The sequence below is a fragment of the Spirillospora sp. NPDC047418 genome, from assembly GCF_040643275.1.
Taxonomy (GTDB): Bacteria; Actinomycetota; Actinomycetes; order Streptosporangiales; family Streptosporangiaceae; genus Spirillospora.
In genome coordinates, this window is record NZ_JBEYTW010000007.1 from 18002 (window position 1) to 35392 (window position 17391).

At 71.4% G+C, this 17391-nt stretch carries 14 protein-coding genes; 7 read left to right on the plus strand and 7 right to left on the minus strand.

Annotated elements, in window-relative coordinates; all coding sequences use genetic code 11:
- The first annotated feature begins 72 nt into the window (after positions 1–72).
- The 4 genes from recA (at position 73) to ABZ806_RS06140 (ending at position 5277) form a co-directional block, all read left to right on the plus strand.
- Positions 73–1194, plus strand: a complete 1122-nt coding sequence (gene recA / locus ABZ806_RS06125; RefSeq protein ID WP_500215749.1) for a recombinase RecA — start codon at positions 73–75, stop codon at positions 1192–1194.
- Between the two features lie 139 nt (positions 1195–1333).
- Positions 1334–1873: a regulatory protein RecX gene (locus ABZ806_RS06130; protein WP_500215750.1), complete on the plus strand. Its 540-nt coding sequence runs from the start codon at positions 1334–1336 to the stop codon at positions 1871–1873.
- A 512-nt stretch (positions 1874–2385) separates the two neighbouring features.
- Positions 2386–3945, plus strand: a complete 1560-nt coding sequence (gene rny / locus ABZ806_RS06135) for a ribonuclease Y (protein WP_500215875.1) — start codon at positions 2386–2388, stop codon at positions 3943–3945.
- 96 nt (positions 3946–4041) lie between these two features.
- Complete coding sequence (locus ABZ806_RS06140) at positions 4042–5277, plus strand: glycerophosphodiester phosphodiesterase family protein (protein WP_500215751.1); 1236 nt, start codon at positions 4042–4044, stop codon at positions 5275–5277.
- Positions 5278–5280: 3 nt separating this feature from the next.
- Here the strand turns inward: ABZ806_RS06140 and ABZ806_RS06145 are convergent, their stop codons facing one another.
- The 5 genes from ABZ806_RS06145 to ABZ806_RS06165 form a co-directional block, all read right to left on the minus strand.
- Positions 5281–7314, minus strand: a complete 2034-nt coding sequence (locus ABZ806_RS06145; RefSeq protein ID WP_500215752.1) for an alpha/beta hydrolase family protein — start codon at positions 7312–7314, stop codon at positions 5281–5283.
- A gap of 169 nt (positions 7315–7483) precedes the next feature.
- Entirely contained in the window at positions 7484–8476 is a 993-nt protein-coding gene (locus ABZ806_RS06150; RefSeq protein ID WP_500215753.1) for an amino acid ABC transporter permease, read from the minus strand.
- Positions 8473–9156 (minus strand): amino acid ABC transporter permease, encoded by a 684-nt coding sequence (locus tag ABZ806_RS06155; protein WP_500215754.1) that lies wholly within the window; start codon positions 9154–9156, stop codon positions 8473–8475. The genes ABZ806_RS06150 and ABZ806_RS06155 overlap by 4 nt, the downstream gene beginning before the upstream one ends.
- A gap of 109 nt (positions 9157–9265) precedes the next feature.
- On the minus strand, positions 9266–10135 hold the full coding sequence (locus tag ABZ806_RS06160) for a glutamate ABC transporter substrate-binding protein (RefSeq protein WP_500215755.1): 870 nt from the start codon (positions 10133–10135) through the stop codon (positions 9266–9268).
- Positions 10136–10174: 39 nt separating this feature from the next.
- A complete protein-coding gene (locus ABZ806_RS06165) occupies positions 10175–10897 on the minus strand; it encodes an amino acid ABC transporter ATP-binding protein (protein ID WP_500215876.1) in 723 nt (240 codons plus the stop codon).
- Positions 10898–11154: 257 nt separating this feature from the next.
- Between ABZ806_RS06165 and miaB the strand changes: the two genes are divergently transcribed.
- A complete protein-coding gene (gene miaB, locus ABZ806_RS06170) occupies positions 11155–12687 on the plus strand; it encodes a tRNA (N6-isopentenyl adenosine(37)-C2)-methylthiotransferase MiaB (RefSeq protein ID WP_500215756.1) in 1533 nt (510 codons plus the stop codon).
- A gap of 36 nt (positions 12688–12723) precedes the next feature.
- Here the strand turns inward: miaB and ABZ806_RS06175 are convergent, their stop codons facing one another.
- Positions 12724–13011, minus strand: a complete 288-nt coding sequence (locus ABZ806_RS06175; RefSeq protein WP_500215757.1) for an antitoxin — start codon at positions 13009–13011, stop codon at positions 12724–12726.
- 125 nt (positions 13012–13136) lie between these two features.
- Between ABZ806_RS06175 and miaA the strand changes: the two genes are divergently transcribed.
- Both miaA and dapF read left to right on the plus strand, forming a co-directional pair.
- Positions 13137–14048 carry a tRNA (adenosine(37)-N6)-dimethylallyltransferase MiaA gene (miaA, locus tag ABZ806_RS06180; protein ID WP_500215877.1) on the plus strand — a complete coding sequence of 304 codons (912 nt, stop codon included), beginning with the start codon at positions 13137–13139 and terminating at the stop codon, positions 14046–14048.
- A gap of 33 nt (positions 14049–14081) precedes the next feature.
- The gene (gene dapF / locus ABZ806_RS06185; protein ID WP_500215758.1) at positions 14082–14882 is read left to right on the plus strand and encodes a diaminopimelate epimerase; all 801 of its coding nucleotides are present in this window, start codon (positions 14082–14084) and stop codon (positions 14880–14882) included.
- 251 nt (positions 14883–15133) lie between these two features.
- Here the strand turns inward: dapF and ABZ806_RS06190 are convergent, their stop codons facing one another.
- Positions 15134–17101 (minus strand): sensor histidine kinase, encoded by a 1968-nt coding sequence (locus ABZ806_RS06190; RefSeq protein WP_500215759.1) that lies wholly within the window; start codon positions 17099–17101, stop codon positions 15134–15136.
- Positions 17102–17391 lie beyond the last annotated feature (290 nt).

Consider the following 17391-nt stretch of genomic DNA (forward strand, 5'->3'; position numbering starts at 1 on the left):
CCGCCGTAACGTCGCCCTCGACATCGCAATCGGCGGCCGAGAGCCGGCAGTCACGACGAGAAGGACATCTCAATGGCAGCGAACGACCGGGAGAAGGCTCTCGAGACCGCACTCGCCCAGATCGAGCGGCAGTTCGGCAAGGGGTCGGTCATGCGGATGGGCGAGGAGGCGCGCGCGCCCGTCGAGGTCATCCCGACCGGCGCGATCGCCCTCGACATCGCGCTCGGCATCGGCGGCCTGCCCCGCGGCCGGGTCGTCGAGGTGTACGGGCCCGAGGGCTCCGGCAAGACGACCGTCGCGCTGCACGCGGTGGCGAGCGTCCAGAAGAAGGGCGGCATCGCCGCGTTCGTCGACGCCGAGCACGCGCTCGACCCCGAGTACGCCGCCAAGCTCGGCGTCGACATCGACGCCCTGCTGGTCTCCCAGCCCGACACCGGCGAGCAGGCCCTGGAGATCACCGACATGCTGATCCGCTCCGGCGCGATCGACATCGTCGTCATCGACTCCGTCGCCGCGCTCGTCCCCCGCGCCGAGATCGAGGGCGAGATGGGCGACAGCCACGTCGGCCTCCAGGCCCGGCTCATGTCGCAGGCCCTGCGCAAGCTCACCGGCGCGATCAACCAGACCAAGACCACCGCCATCTTCATCAACCAGCTCCGCGAGAAGGTCGGCGTCATGTTCGGCTCGCCCGAGACGACCACCGGCGGCCGGGCGCTGAAGTTCTACGCCTCCGTCCGCCTCGACGTCCGCCGCATCGAGACCCTGAAGGACGGCACCGAGGCCGTCGGCAACCGCGTCCGGGTCAAGGTCGTCAAGAACAAGATGGCCCCGCCGTTCCGCGTCGCCGACTTCGACCTGCTCTACGGCCACGGCATCAGCCGCGAGGGCGGCCTGATCGACCTCGGCGTGGAGCACGGCTTCGTCCGCAAGTCCGGTGCCTGGTACACCTACGACGGCGACCAGCTCGGCCAGGGCAAGGAGAACGCCCGCAACTTCCTCAAGGCCAACCCCGACCTGGCGGACGGCATCGAGAAGAAGATCAAGGAGAAGCTCGGCATCGGCCCCAAGGTCGACAAGGAGGCCGAGCCCGCCGCGCCGGACGCCGCCCCCCTGGCCCCGGCGGCCCCGGTCGCCGCCACCAAGACGGCCGCCCCGAGGAAGACCGCCAAGGCCGCCAAGACGGGTGATTCCTGACAGAGAATCCCCTGATGTGGGTGACGCTTGACGAAGAGTGAGCGATGATCTCGTATGCAGGGCGGCGGCGCCTTACCGGGCACCGCACGATCGGTGCGCGGACCTTCCCCGATGGCGCCGCCGCTCCCACGGAGGCCGCATGACCGCGCCGCCGCACGGTCGGGGCGCCGCCGCGGACCCCGAGTCCAAGGCCCGGGAGATCTGCCTGCGGCTGCTGTCCGCATCACCGCGCACCCGCGCGCAGCTCGCGGACGCGCTGCGCCGCAAGGACGTCCCCGGCGACGTCGCCGACCGGGTGCTCGCGCGCTTCACCGACGTCGGCCTCATCGACGACGAGGCGTTCGCGCAGGCCTGGGTCCAGTCCCGCCACACCGGCCGGGGCCTGGCCAAGCGCGCCCTGGCCGCCGAACTCCGCCGGCGCGGCGTGGCCGCCGACACCGTCAACGAGGCCGTCGAGTCCCTGGACCCGGCCCAGGAGGAGGAGACGGCCCGCGCCCTGGTGCTGCGCAGGCTCCCCTCCACCCGGGGCGCCGACCCCGCCAAGCGCATGCGCCGCCTGGTCGGCATGCTCGCCCGCAAGGGCTACCCGCCCGGCCTCTCCTACCGGGTGGTCAAAGAGGCCCTCGCCGAAGAGGGCACCGACCCGGACACCATCCCCGACCCCACCCCCTTCGACTGACCACCCCCACCCCCACCCGCCGACCACGCCCGCGCCGGTCGACCAGGGTGTTCGGGGTGTGTTTGTTCGGGTTGGGGGTTGGGGGTTGGGTGGGCTGGCGAGAGTGACATGCCGGGGGCGGGGCGGCTGTGGGGGCGGCTCTGACTGCGGGGTCGGTGGGCAGGTGGGAGGGGGTGCGCCTGGTCAGGAAAGGTGGTAAGGAAGGACTCACGCGGACGTACGGTTAGCCCGGAATGCCCCTCGTTTGCTTGCTCATTACCTCCATGCCGCTTACCGTTACGGCAGTGAGGAGTTACTCCGCGTCTCGCGGATTGCCATACGACGGAGCACGTTCCAGCAGCTGAGAGGCATACAGGACACGTTCGTCGACCGGATTCGGCCGGATCGCCGGGGGCGCGCCGCGCGCGGTCCCGCGCTGTCGTGCATCCGCGCGCGAGTAAATCCTCGCTAGGCAGGGCCCCGAAGTCGGGACGGGCCCGCGGCGAGGAAGGATCTGCCTCATGGAGAGCGTCCTGCTGGGTGCAGCGCTGCTGGTGACCCTGGTCGCTCTCGTCATCGTGATCCTGCGGCGTCCCGGCATGCCCGGCAGAGCCGCGGCGGAGATCGCGCGTGCGCAGAGCGAGGCCGACGAGATCCGGTCGAAGGCGGAGCGGGACGCCCGGGAGGCCGTGGCGAAGGCCGAGCGGGAGACGCGGCGGATGGCGGCCGCGGCGCGTGCCGAGGTCGAGGAGGAGGGCCGCGGGCTGCGCGACGACCTGCGGACCGTCCGGGAGGACCTGGAGCGCCGGGAGACCAGGCTCGCCGAGCGCGAGCAGCGGCTCGACGGCGAGGTGCGGCGGCTGGAGGAGCGGCAGGGGCGGCTCACCGAGGCCGGGCGGGCCCTCGACGCCCGCAAGGAGGAGCTGGCCGGCGTCGCCGAGGAGCGCCGCAAGGTGCTGGAGCGGGCGGCCGGGCTGACCGCCGAGCAGGCCAGGGGCGAGCTGGTCGCGGCGATCGAGAACCAGGCGAAGCGCGAGTCGATCCCGATCGTGCGGGAGATCGAGAACACGGCGCGGGCGGAGGGCGAGAAGCGCGCCCGCAAGATCGTGACGCTGGCGATCCAGCGGGTCGCCAGCGAGCAGACGGCCGAGTCGGTCGTGTCGGTGCTGCATCTGCCGAGCGACGAGATGAAGGGCCGCATCATCGGGCGCGAGGGGCGCAACATCCGGGCGTTCGAGACGACGACCGGCGTGAACCTGATCATCGACGACACGCCGGAGGCGGTGCTGCTGAGCTGCTTCGACCCGGTGCGCCGGGAGGTCGGGCGGCTGACGCTGGAGAAGCTCGTCCTGGACGGCCGCATCCACCCGCAGCGCATCGAGGAGATCTACGAGCGCAGCCGCAGCGACGTGGAGCAGCTGTGCGTCCGGGCCGGCGAGGACGCCCTGGTCGAGGTCGGCATCGCCGACATGCACCCGGAGCTGATCGCGCTGCTCGGGCAGCTGCGGTACCGGACGTCCTACGGGCAGAACGTGCTGAAGCACCTGATCGAGTCCGCGCACATCGCGGGCGTCATGGCGAGCGAGCTGCGGCTGCCCGTGGAGGTCGCCAAGCGCTGCACGCTGCTGCACGACATCGGCAAGGCGCTCACCCACGAGGTGGAGGGCAGCCACGCGCTGATCGGCGCCGAGATCGCCCGCCGGTACGGGGAGCACGAGGACGTCGTCCACGCGATCGAGGCGCACCACAACGAGGTCGAGGTCCGGACGGTCGAGGCGGTGCTGACGCAGGCGGCGGACGCGGTGAGCGGCAGCCGCCCCGGCGCGCGCAGGGAGTCGCTGGAGGCGTACGTCAAGCGCCTCGAGCGGCTGGAGCAGATCGCCCGCGAGAAGCACGAGGGCGTGGAGAAGGTCTTCGCCATGCAGGCGGGCCGGGAGATCCGCGTGATGGTGAAGCCGGACGCGGTCGACGACATCCAGGCCCAGGTCATCGCCCGCGACATCGCCAAGCAGGTCGAGGACGAGCTGACCTATCCGGGCCAGATCCGCGTCACCGTCGTGCGGGAGTCCCGCGCCATCGAGTTCGCCCGCTGAGCGCCGCCCCGGCGTTCGGCGAGAGTTCAGCGTCCCGTCCGGCCGGCGACATCCTCCGCCGTGATGATCAGGTCATCCGACGGCGGAAGGATCTTCGTGAACAAGGTTTCCATGCTCGGGTGCGCGGCCGTCGCCGGTGCCGCGCTCACCTTCACGGGCATCGCCCAGGCCGCGCCCGACCGGGCGGCGGCGAAGCGGACGCACGCGGTGATCGTCGGTCACCGCGGCTCGCCGGGGCAGGCGCCCGAGGAGACGCTCGCGTCCTACCGCAACGCCATGCGGGAGAAGGCGGACGTCCTGGAGGGCGATGTGCAGCTCACGTCCGACAAGCAGATCGTCCTGCTGCACGACGACACCCTCGCGCGGACCACCGACGTGGAGGAGGTCTACCCCGGCAGGGCGCCGTGGAAGGTCGGCCAGTTCACGCTCGCCGAGATCAAGAAGCTGGACGCGGGGTCCTGGTTCGGCCGGCGCTACGCGGGGCAGCGGGTGCCGACCCTGACGGAGCTGCTCAAGGTCGCGGGCCGTGACACCGGCCTGAGCCTGGAGCTGAAGGCGCCCGCCAACAGCCCGGGGGTGGCCGCCCTCCTGGCGAAGGAGCTGAACGCCGCGAGGCTCACCGACGGGGCGACGCTGCGGTCGGGCGCGTACCGGGTGCAGGTGCACTCGCGCGACCAGGCCGCGCTCAAGGAGTTCCACGCGTCCGCGCCGAAGGTGCAGCTCTCCTACCTGACCGGCGGGCGCATGCTCGCCGACGGCGAACTCGCGTCCCTGGCGGGCTGGACGATCGGCGTGTACGCGCACCCCCGCGTCACGAGCGCCGCCGATGTCGAGCGCGCGCACGCCAAGGGCCTGAAGGTCATCAGCGACCCCGTCGACAGCCCCGCGGAGGTCGCGATGGCCGCGAACCAGGGGTACGACTGGGTCACCTCGAACTTCGCCGGGACGGCACGCCGGATCCTCGGCGGCAGGACGCCGTTCCCCTCCGCGCGCGGCGTGGTCGTCGACAGCGTCTTCCCCAACCCGAGCGGCGACGACGTCCAGCCGGAGAACAGCGAGCACGTCGTCCTGCGCAACACCACGTCCCGTCCGGTCGACGTGGGCGGCGCCTACCTGCGCGACCAGGCGGGCAACCTCATGAGGATCGGCGACGGGTACGTGATCCCGCCGGGAAGCCTGCTGCGCGTCCACGTCGGTCCCGGCACGAACCGTCCCGACGCCTACTACAACGGGCTGGCGGTCGGGTTCCTGAACAACACCTCAGGCGACACGGTGTCGTTCTTCGGGGCGGGCCACTCCCTGCTCGACGTCCACTCCTACATAGTCCCCTGAGGGTCAGCCCACGGTCAGGTTGATGGGTTCCACGCCGCGCGGCTCGAAACCGAGGGTCTGGCCGTAGAAGGCCAGTTCGGCCTCCAGGGACCGGACGACCGTGCCGGCCTTCCGGAACCCGTGCGACTCGCCCTCGAACGTGAGGTAGGCGTACGGCATCTTCTTGTCGGCCAGCGCCAGCGCGAACCGCTCGGACTGGTCCGGCGGCACCACCGGGTCGTTCAGCCCCTGCAGCAGCAGGACGGGGCACGCCGTCTTGTCGGCGTGGCCGAGCGGCGAGCGCTCCTCGTAGGCGCGCTCGAAGCCGGGCAGGGGGCCGATGAGCCCGAACAGGTACTGCGACTCGAAGTCGTGGGTGGCCTCGGCGAAGCTCTGCAGGTCGCTGATGCCGAAGTAGGACGTCGCGGCCTTGAACACGTCGGTCTGCGTGATCGCCGCCAGCGTCGTCCAGCCGCCCGCGGAACCGCCCCGGATGGCCAGCCGCGCCGGGTCGGCTATACCGCCGTCCACGAGCGCCTGGGCGGCGGCTATGGCGTCCTCTACGTCGACCACGCCCCACTGGCGGCGCAGCCGTTCGCGGTAGGCGCGGCCGTAGCCGGTCGATCCGCCGTAGTTGACGTCGATGACGCCGATGCCGCGGCTGGTGAAGTAGACCCGCTCCAGGTCGAGCACCTTGGAGACCCGGCCGGTCGGCCCGCCGTGCACGAACACCACGTACGGCGGCAGCTCGCCCTCGGGTGCGGCCGCCTCCGGGTTCGTGGGCGGGAACACGTAGGCGTGGACCGGACGCCCGAACGGCCCTTCGAGGCGTTCGGCGCGCGGCTTGGACAGGTACGCGACGTTCGGCAGCTCGGCCAGCTCGCGGCGCAGCCCCTCGACCCGCCCGGTGGTGGTGTCGACCCGGACCACGGAGGCCGGCAGGTCGGGGCCGCCGCCGATGCCGACGATCGTCGTCCCGTCCGCGGACAGCTGCGTCGCCCAGTGCTCGTAGGGGACCTCCAGGTCGACGAGGTCGAGCGTCTCCGGGTCGTAGATGCCGAGCCGCAGGTCGCCCTCCCCGTGCAGGACGGCGAGGCGCCCGTCGCCGAGCAGCGCGTACGGCATGCCGCCGAGCTGCCACAGCGGGCCGGCGAACTCCTCCTCCGCCGGGTACTGCGCCTGCGGGGACTCGCCGTGCAGGCCGACCTGGTAGATGTTCCACCAGCCGGGCCAGTCGGAGATGACGTACAGGGACTCGTCGTCGCGCCACAGCGGCGCGAGGGCCGACTCCTTCAGCCCGCCCTTGACGGTCCGGGGCGCGACCGTGCGGCCGTCCTCGATCGCGGCCACGCGCACCTCGGTGCCGTCCCAGGGCATGCGGGGGTGGTTCCACTGCACCCACGCCAGGTGCCCGCCGCCGGGCGACGGGACGGGGCTCGCGTAGAACTGCGCGCCGGTGACCAGCTCGCGGATGGCGCCGGCGTCCTCGGCGGCGCGGCCGTCCAGCGGGATGGCGACGATGGCGCGCCGGATGCCCGTCACCGCGGGCTCCTCGGCGGGCGCCGGGGCCCCCTCCTCGCCCTCGGCGGGCGCCGGTTCCGGCGGCGCGGCGATGTGGCCCTCGCAGACGCACCAGACCTCCGTCCCGTCCGGGGACAGGACGTAGTCGGCGTACCGCAGCCCCGCCGGGACGGCCGGCGAGGGCGTCAGCGGGTAGGGCTTCGGGTCGCCCTCGTCGAGCCGGTGGAGCCGCTGGTCGTCGTAGTTGGAGAACACGACCGACCAGCCCTCGGCGGTGCGGATCGGCAGGTAGGACCGGCCGCCGTACTCGTGGACGCGGGTGCGCGCGTCCCACGGCGACTGCAGCAGCTCGGTGCGGTGGCCGCCCTCGAGATGGATGACCGTGGTCCGCCCGTCCTCCTCGGGCCGGGTCTCCTGCCACCAGACGTCATCGCCCGCGACGGTGGGGAAACTGAGGCGCAGCCGGGCGCGGGCGACATCGGCCGCGGAGATGGGGGAGGGCCAGGAGCCGTAGGGGAGGGTCGCACGAGCGGTCATAACAGGAATCGTCCCGCATACGGGGATCGGTTGGGGCCATGACGCCCCGTTTGACTTCGGAAAGATACAAGGCGGCCACCAGGAGACTCACCGGTGGCAGCCGCCCCGGACGGCGACGGGGGCGCCACCGGAGACCGGCGGCGCCCCCGAAGCGGGCGTGCGGGGGGCGTCAGGTCGACGGGACGGACTGCTGCGCGGTCCCGACCCCGGCGACGGGCGGCGCCCCGCCCGTTCCCATGGTCTTCGCCTCCGTCTTGCGGCTGCGGCGGCTGCGCGCCTCCAGCCACGTCGCCAGCCGGCTCACCGACATATTGATCGCGATGTAGATGATCGCGACGACGATCCCGGCCTGCAGGACGTTGTTGCTGTAGTTGGCGGGCACCTGCTTGAAGCCGGCCTGCAGCAGCTCGGGGTAGGCGATGATGAACCCGAGCGCGGTGTCCTTGAGCAGGACGACGATCTGGCTGACGATCGCGGGCATCATCACGGTGATGGCCTGCGGCAGCAGGACGAGCCGCATGACGCCGTTCTTGCGCAGCCCGATCGAGTAGGCGGCCTCCGACTGGCCCTTCGGGATCGACAGGACGCCCGCGCGGACGACCTCGGCGAGCACCGAGCCGTTGTACATGGTGAGGCCGAACACGACCGCCGCGAACGCGGGCACCGTGACGACGCCGGCGTTGCTCTCCACGCCGAACAGCGAGAAGAAGTAGTCGACCGAGATGCGCTGCAGCTGGCCGAACTGCGACTCGGCGATCTCCGGGCTGATCTTGTTCGGGACGAAGAACGCCAGGAAGATCAGGATCAGCAGCGGGATGCCGCGGAAGAACTCCACGACGGCCCCCGCCGGGAGCCGGATCCACCAGTGGTCCGACAGCCGCGCCAGGCCGAACACGATGCCGAACAACAGCGCCAGGACGGTCGCCACGGCGGCGGCCTTCAGCGTGTTCAGCAGGCCCGGGATGATCAGGTGCCGCCAGACCGTCCACTTGGTGAACGGCGTCCAGAGCTTCTCCGCGAACTGGCCCTTGTCGGCCAGCCGCCAGATGAGCGCGGCGAAGATCGCGGCGAGCAGCACCGTCACGACGGCGGTGAGCACGTTGTTCCGCGCCCGTGCCCGCGGCCCCGGAATATCGAACAGGACGGTCGCTTCCTTGCTCACCGCGCCACCGCCATCCGCTTGGCGAGCCAGCCGAAGAAGTAGCCGGTCGGGAGGGTGAGGATCAGGAAGCCGACGGCCACGCCGAGGAACAGCGGGATGACGCCGTTGGCGAACGTGGGCTTGTCGACGATCGTCTTGGTGACCAGCGCCACCTCGGCGTAGCTCGCCGCGGACGCGACCGTGGTGTTCTTGATCATCGCGATGAAGACGCTGCCCAGCGGCGCGATGATCGCGCGGAACGCCTGCGGCAGGATGATCATGCGCAGCGACTGGGTGAAGGTCAGGCCGACCGACCGCGCCGCCTCCGCCTGCCCCAGCGGGACGGTGTTGATCCCCGACCGGAGCGTCTCGCAGACGAACGCGCCGGTGTAGGCGGACAGGCCGAGCACGGCCCACCAGTAGTAGGTGACCGACGAGTTCGAGGAGAACTTCAGCGCGAGGATGTCGTTGAGGCCGAGGCTGCACATCAGCAGCACCAGCGTCAGCGGCGTGTTGCGGACGACGCTGACGTAGCCCGTGCCGAAGGCGCGCAGCACCGGGACGGGGGCGACGCGGAAGCTCGCCAGCAGCGTGCCGATGACGAGGGAGAGCACCGAGGCGGCGGCCGCCAGGCGGATCGTCGCCCAGAACCCCTGCAGGATCTCGTCGAAGCTGTCGAAGAACGGGCTGAAATCAAACATTGCTCAGCTGTTTCATGGCGTTCCAGCGGTGTCGGGCCACGCCGGTGCGTCCCGGGAAGCGCTCCCGTGGAGGACGCACCGGCGTGACTGGCTCAGACGCGGCCCCGGATCAGGAGCAGCCCTCCATCTGCGGGGCGGTCGTGACGAGCTTCAGCCCGGTGCCGGCGAAGTGCTTCTCCAGCAGCGTCTTGGCGGTGCCGTCGGAGTACATGTCGGTGATGGCCTTGTTGACGGCCTCGCAGGTCTCGGTGTCGCCCTTCTTGATGCCGACGCCGTACTTCTCGTCGGTGAAGGGGTCGTTGATGACCTTGAACGAGCCCTTCTGCTGGTTGGCGAAGCCGGCGAGGATCAGGTCGTCGGTGCTGACCGCGTCCAGCGCGCCGGACTTCAGCTTGCTCACGCACTCGGAGTAGCTGCTGGCGTCCACCAGCGTGACGCCCTTGATGTTGAGCTTGCCGTCCGGCGGGCCCTCGGTGATGCGGCGGAAGGAGTTGGACCCGGCGGCCTTGCAGAGCTTCTTGCCCTTGAGGTCGGCGGTCTTCTTGATGTCGGTGTCGTCGGCGTTGACCATCGTGTCCTGGTGCGCGACGTAGTAGGGACCGCCGAAGGTCACCTGCTTCTTGCGCGCCTCGGTGATGGAGTAGGTGGCGAAGATCAGGTCGACCTGACCGCCGCCGATGAACGACTCGCGGTTGGCGGACGTCGTCTCCTTGAACGTGATGCCGCTCTCGGGGACGCCCAGCTTCTTGGCGACGTACTTGGCGACGTCCACGTCGAAGCCGTCATAGGTGCCGTCGGGCTTCTTCAGGCCCAGCGCCGGCTGGTCGAACTTGATGCCGATGGTCAGCTTCTTGTCGTCCTTGGCCTTCTGGACGACGGTCTTGGCCTCGGTCTTCTCGGTGTCGCTGCCACACGCGCTGAGCGCCAGGGACAGCGCCATCCCCGCCCCGATGAGGGCGCCGAAACGACGTACTCGCATTGCTCGTCCTACCTCTGCTCTCTGCCGGAGCCCCGCGGCTCAGTGCGTGAGGATCTTTGAAAGGAAGTCCTTCGCGCGGTCGGTGCGCGCATTGGTGAAGAACTCGTCGGGGGTGTTCTCCTCGACGATCTGGCCGTCCGCCATGAACACGACCTTCCGGGCGGCCCGCCGTGCGAACCCCATCTCGTGGGTGACGACGATCATCGTCATGCCCTCCCGGGCGAGGCCCGTCATGACGTCCAGCACCTCGTTGACCATCTCGGGGTCCAGTGCCGAGGTCGGCTCGTCGAAGAGCATCACCTTGGGCCGCATGGCGAGGGAGCGCGCGATCGCCGCCCGCTGCTGCTGCCCGCCGGACAGCTGCGCCGGGTACTTGCCGGCCTGGTTGGCGATGCCGACCCGGTCGAGCAGCTCCATCGCGTGCTTGTGCGACTCCTGCTTGCCCTGCCCGCGGACCTTCACCGGCCCGAGCGTGACGTTCTCGAGGATCGTCTTGTGGGCGAACAGGTTGAACGACTGGAACACCATGCCGACGTCGGCGCGGAGCTTCGCCAGCTCCTTGCCCTCTTTGGGCAGCTCCTTGCCGTCCACGAGGATCCTGCCGCCGTCGATGGGCTCCAGCCGGTTGATCGACCGGCACAGGGTCGACTTGCCGCCCCCGGACGGGCCGATGACGACGACCACCTCGCCGGAGTTCACCGTGAGATTGATGTCCTTGAGGACGTGCAGCTCGCCGAAGTGCTTGTTGACGTTCTCCACCACGACGAGGGGCCGGCCGGCCGCGGGGGCCGGCTCCGGAACGGAGTCCTCCGGCTCGTCCTTGGTGAGGTCGAGCCCGCCTTCGCTGTCCGTCATGCGGTCGGACTTTACGTCATGCTCTGACCCGCGAAAGTCGCCGAGCGGTACCGATCCGATCACGACTCCCCATGTCGGACGGGGTACGTCGTGGCAGAGAGTGATCATCGGTCGCCGGCGGGCGTTCCACCCGGGCGCGGCGGCCCGTACCCTTGGTAACCGTCATGAGTACGCCAATGGAGACGGCCTCCCGTACGTACGAGATCCGTACCTACGGATGCCAGATGAACGTCCACGACTCAGAGCGGCTGTCCGGGCTGCTGGAGTCGGCCGGGTACGTCCGCGCGGAGGGTGCCGAGCCCGACGTGGTGGTGTTCAACACCTGCGCGGTGCGTGAGAACGCCGACAACCGGCTTTACGGGAACCTCGGCCATCTGCGGCCGGTCAAGGACGGTCATCCGGGCATGCAGATCGCCGTCGGCGGCTGCCTCGCGCAGAAGGACCGCGACACCATCGTCAAGCGCGCGCCCTGGGTGGACGTCGTGTTCGGCACCCACAACATCGGGTCGCTGCCGGCGCTGCTGGAGCGGGCCCGCGTGCAGAGCGAGGCGCAGGTCGAGATCGAAGAGTCGCTGGTGACCTTCCCCTCGACGCTGCCGACGCGCCGCGAGTCCCCGTACGCCGCGTGGGTGTCGATCTCCGTCGGCTGCAACAACACGTGCACGTTCTGCATCGTCCCGTCGCTGCGCGGCAAGGAGAAGGACCGCCGCCCCGGGGAAGTCCTCGCCGAGGTCGAGGCGCTCGTCGCCGAGGGCGTCCTGGAGGTCACGCTCCTGGGGCAGAACGTCAACGCCTACGGTTCGGGCTTCGGCGCCCTGTCCGCGGCGCCGGACGAGGTGCGCGCGATGACCGAGGGCGGCCAGTCCGCGTTCGCGGGGCTGCTGCGCGCGTGCGGGGGAGTCGAGGGCCTGGAGCGGGTCCGGTTCACCTCGCCGCACCCGAAGGACTTCACCGACGACGTCATCGCCGCGATGGCCGAGACGCCGAACGTGACGCCGTCGCTGCACATGCCGCTCCAGTCGGGGTCGGACGCGGTGCTGCGCGCGATGCGCCGGTCGTACCGGCAGGAGCGCTACCTCGGCATCATCGAGAAGGTCCGGGCCGCGATCCCGGACGCGGCGATCACCACCGACATCATCGTCGGGTTCCCCGGCGAGACCGACGCCGACTTCGAGGAGACCCTGCACGTGGTGCGGGAGGCCCGGTTCTCGTCGGCGTTCACGTTCCAGTACTCCAAGCGTCCGGGCACCCCGGCCGCGACCATGGACGGCCAGCTCCCGAAGGAGGTCGTCCAGGAGCGGTACGAGCGGCTCGTCGCCCTCCAGGAGGAGATCTCCTGGGCGGAGAACAAGAAGCAACTCGGCCGCACCCTGGAGGTCCTGGTGGCGGAGGGCGAGGGACGCAAGGACGAGGCGACCCGCCGGCTGTCGGGGCGGGCGCGCGACAACCGCCTCGTGCACTTCACCGTCCCGGAGGAGACCGTCCGGCCCGGCGACATGGTCACCGTCGAGGTCACCTACGCCGCGCCGCACCACCTCGTCGCGGACAAGCCCGTCCTGGACGTCCGCCGGACGCGGGCGGGCGACGCGTGGGAGGCCCGCCAGGGCGGGAACGGCGGTGCCCCCGGCGTGTCGCTGGGCATGCCGTCGATCGGACGCCCGGCGCAGCCCGCGTCCCCCGCGCGGGGCTGCTCCTGAGGCGGGTGGCCGCGGCCGGTCCGGTTTCCGGCGGGGCTAGGGCGTCTGGCCGCCGTCGGGGCGCCCGCCCGCGCCGGGGTCCCGGCCCTGACCGCTCTGACCGGTTTGGCCACTGTGGCCGGCCTGGCCGCTCTGGCCGCCTTGGCCGCCTTGGCCGCCTTCGCGTTCGAGGTAGTCGCCGGCCTTCTCCTGGACCTTGTCGACCTTGTCGGAGTACTTGCCGCCGGTCCGCTGGTCGAACATGTCCCCGGCCTTCTCGACGCCCTCCTTGGCCTTGCCGGCGTTCTGCCCGAGCATCTGCTTGACCTTGTCGACGATGGACATCGCCCATCCCCCCGATCCGTCGTGCCGATCGGTGCGGCGCGAGGCCCGCGCGGCACCCGTACAAGCACGGCCATACCCGTTCTGTTGCCACAATCAATCCCGTGACCTCACCAGATGCTCCCTATGTGATCGCGATCGTCGGCGCGACGGCCGCCGGGAAGTCCGACCTGGCGGTGGAACTCGCGCTGCGGCTGGACGGGGAGGCGGTCAACGCCGACTCGATGCAGCTCTACCGCGGCATGGACATCGGCACGGCGAAGCTGTCCGCGGCCGAGATGCGCGGGGTCCCGCACCATCTGCTGGACGTCTGGGACGTGGCGAGGACGGCGAGCGTCGCCGAGTACCAGCGGCTCAGCGCCGATGTGATCGCGGACGTCCGGGGCCGGGGAAGGCTGCCGGTGCTGGTCGGCGGGTCGGGCCTGTACGTGCGGGCGGCACTGGACCACCTGGAGTTCCCCGGGACGGACCCGGCCGTCCGGGCGCGCCTGGAGGAGGAGCTGGCACGGGTCGGGTCCGGCGCGCTGCACGAGCGGCTGCGCGGCTTGGACCCCACCGCCGCGGAGGCGATCCTGCCGAGCAACGGGCGCCGGATCGTCCGGGCCCTGGAGGTCATCGAGATCACCGGCCGCCCCTTCACCGCGACGCTGCCCGAGCACCGGTACCGCTACGGCTCGGCCCTGCAGATCGGGGTGGGCGTCCCGCGCGAGGCGCTGGACGGGCGCATCGCGCTGCGCGTGCAGCGGATGTGGGACGCGGGCCTGGTCGACGAGGTCCGGGAGCTGGAGAAGCGGGGCCTGCGGGACGGCCTGACCGCCGGCCGCGCCCTCGGCTACGCGCAGGTGCTGCGGTTCCTCGCCGGGGAGTGGACCGAGGAGCAGGCCAAGGAGGACACGGTCCGGACGACCCGCCGGTTCGCCCGCCGCCAGGAGTCGTGGTTCCGCCGCGACCCCCGCGTCCGATGGCTGCCCTACGACGCCCCCGACCTGGTCGAACGCGCCCTGGCGCTGATCGCGGAGGAGCCCGGGCGGGACAGCTGACGCAGCATCTCGATCGGGCAATACGATCGAGGGATGCGGTTTGTCAAAGGCCACGGCACCGAGAACGACTTCGTGATCCTGCCCGACCCGGACGGCGTCCTCGACCTGACGCCGCAGGCCGTCGCGCGGCTGTGCGACCGGCGCGCCGGGATCGGCGCGGACGGCGTCCTGCGCGCCGTCCGGACCAAGGCGGCCGGCCATGACGCCGACGCCGAGTGGTTCATGGACTACCGCAACGCGGACGGCAGCGTCGCCGAGATGTGCGGCAACGGGGCGCGCGTCTTCGCCCGCTACCTCGTCGACGCCGGCCTGGCCGCGCCCGGCGCGTGGGAAGTGGCGACGCGCGCGGGCCTGCGCCGCGTGGAGCTCGGCCCGTCCGGCGACGTGAGCGTGGACATGGGCCTGCCCGAGCTGCTCGGCTACGGCGAGGCGTCCCTGGCGGGGACGACGTTCCAGGGCCGGCGGGTGTCGGTGGGGAACCCGCATCTGGCGTGCCGCGTGGACGAGCCGGTCGCCGCGCTGGACCTGTCGCGCGCCCCCGATTTCGACGCGGCGGTGTTCCCCGACGGTGTGAACGTCGAGTTCTTCCGCACGGTCGGGGAGCGGCACGTGGAGATGCGGGTGTTCGAGCGCGGCTCCGGCGAGACCCGCTCCTGCGGCACCGGGACGGTCGCGGTGGCGGCCGCCGCCGCCCTGGGGATCTCCGGCACGTCCGCGTGGACGGTGGACGTCCCGGGCGGCCGGGTGACCGTCACCCTCGACGGGGAGACCGCGTTTCTGCGGGGCCCGGCAGTCCTGGTCGCCGAGGGCGAGACCCGGCCGGGCTGGATCTGAAATGCCCGTCCCACCAGGTATTGTGGCGATTCCAGAGTCGTCCCGGCTTGAACGGGACAGGTGTCCCTCTCCAACGGGACCGTGTGCCGCATAACTTCTTACTTGCACACCCTCTGGTGAATGGCCCGTACGGATCGGGATGGGAGCCCCGACGCCGTACGGAGCCCGAGGGCCGGTGGCGACCTTCTTGGCGGGGGGCGGTCACCGGCCCTCCCACCAGGGTGAGGCCGAGGGCCACACGGCAAAGCGCGTCAGGGATGGACGCCGTTGACCGTCACCGGGAGCCTCGCCCGGACGAGCGTCCCGCCTTTGGGCCCGGGCCCCACCGTGCAGGATCCGCCGAGTTCGGCCGCGCGTTCGCGCATGGACGACATGCCGACGCCCGAGCGCAGCTGCTCGGGCAGCCCGACACCGTCGTCGCCGACCGTGACGTGCAGATCGCCGTTCAGGCACAGCGTGACCTCGGCGCAGCCGGCACCGGCGTGCCGGTGCACGTTCGTCAGCGCCTCCTGGACGATCCGGTACGCGGCGACTTCGGCGGCGGCCGGCAGGCCCGTCAGGTCGCCCTCCACGCGGACGTCGACTTTCGGGCCGTCCCCGGTCGCGACGACACCGCCGAGCGCCTGGATCGCGCCCTCCAGCCCCAGGTCGTCCAGCGCGGGCGGGCGCAGACCGTACACGAGGTCGCGGATGTCGCCGATGGTGCGTCCCATGGTGGTGCGGAGGTCTTCCAGGAGGACGTCCACCGCCTCCGGGTCGGTCTTCAGGGTGATGCGGGCCGCGTCCACCGTCATGGCGAGGCTGGCCAGGGTGGGGCCGAGCCCGTCGTGCAGGTCGCGGCGGAGCCGCCGCCGCTCCTCCTCGCGGGTGCGCAGGATGTGCTCGCGGGAGCGCTGGACGTCCGCGGCGAGGCGGGCCGCGTTCGCCAGCTCGGCGAGGTTGCGGGCGAGGACGCCCGACAGCCGCGCGTCCGGGGTGCGGGTGACGCCGAACAGCAGCCGGCCGACCGGCTCGCCGTGCCACACCAGCGGGATGAGCTGCGGCTTCGCGCCGAGCACGCCGTCCTCGGCGGAGACCGTCCGGCCGTCGCGGTCCAGCACCTCGATCACCACGCCGGTGGCGTGCAGCGCCGAGCGCGCCACCTCGGCGGCGACGGCGAGCGCGGCGGCGGGGTCGGCGGCGGTCTGCAGCCGCCGGTTGAGGCGGTCGGCGATCCGGTACGGGTCGCGCTCGCCGTGGATGAACCCGTCCACGGTCCGCTGGAGGCGCCGCCGGACGGGCTCGAATACCGCACCCGCGACGATCGCCCCGGCCAGCCCGGCGAGGGTGCCCCTGCCGTGGGCGAGCACGCTCGCCGCGCCGACCAGCGCGAAGTACACGCCGGTGATGACGGCGGCGAGCCCGGCGTACACCAGCGTCCGGCTGACCACCAGGTCGATGTCGTAGAGCCGGTACCGGGTGATCGCGATCGCGATGCAGATCGGGACCGCGACGATCGTGATGTTGCGCAGCGGATCACCGATCGGGCTGTTCTCCCCGATGTAGATGACCGCCTCGGCGAGGATGCCCGGGTAGACGACCCAGGCGATCTGCCGCCGCACGTCCGGCGTCGCCCGGACGAACCGGACGAGCACCGAGAACAGCCCCCCGGCCAGGGTGCCGATGATGACGACGGTGATCGGCAGCGGGATCTCGTCGAACGGGTACACCGACACCCCGTTGTGCCACCGCCGCACATCGGGGTCGATCGTCAGGTGCACGCACACGATCACCGGCACGAGGCAGGCCAGCGCCAGCACCGGCCGGAACCACCGGGAGACGAGCCGCCCGTCCGGGAAGATCAGCGGCAGGACCAGCGTCAGCGCGTAGGTGTCGACGGCCCACAGCCAGGTGCCGACCCAGTCGATGAACCCGGCCGCGCCCCACCCGTGCCGCTCCGCCCACGGCCCGAGGTTCAGCACCAGCACGTACGTCGCCGCGCTGACACCGGCGCCGACCATGAGCCAGGCGACCTTCAGCCCCGGCCGGTACCGCAGCAGGACGGCGCCGGCGGGCGTCCACGCCAGCGCGACGAGGATCTCCGGATGCCACCACACCATCCGCACGTCGGACGGCAGTTCGGCGCCGAGGGTGAGCGAGGCGGCGACGAATCCGACCGCGGTCAGCGCCAGCAGGACGCCGATCCGTGCCGCCGCGCGGCCGTGTCCTGCCGTCTCCATCTATCACTCCCCGCCCGAAAGTAATGGAATGTTAAAGCGTCCAGCTCCCTGTCTCGCAGTACCGGCGGCGTCCGCCTCAGGACACCCCGGCGCGGTTCGCCCCGCGCCGTCGGCGGGCATGCTGCACCCGGCGTGCGGTGATGGTAACCGCCGATCCCGCTCAGGTGAACAGAAGTCCCAGGTCAGAGCACCTTTCGTAACATTTCCGCACGCTCCGTGCCCGGTGTGCCCCAACCTGTGACCCCTACCGCCCGGTACGCCCCCGCCGGCCGCAGGTCATGACCGGCCGC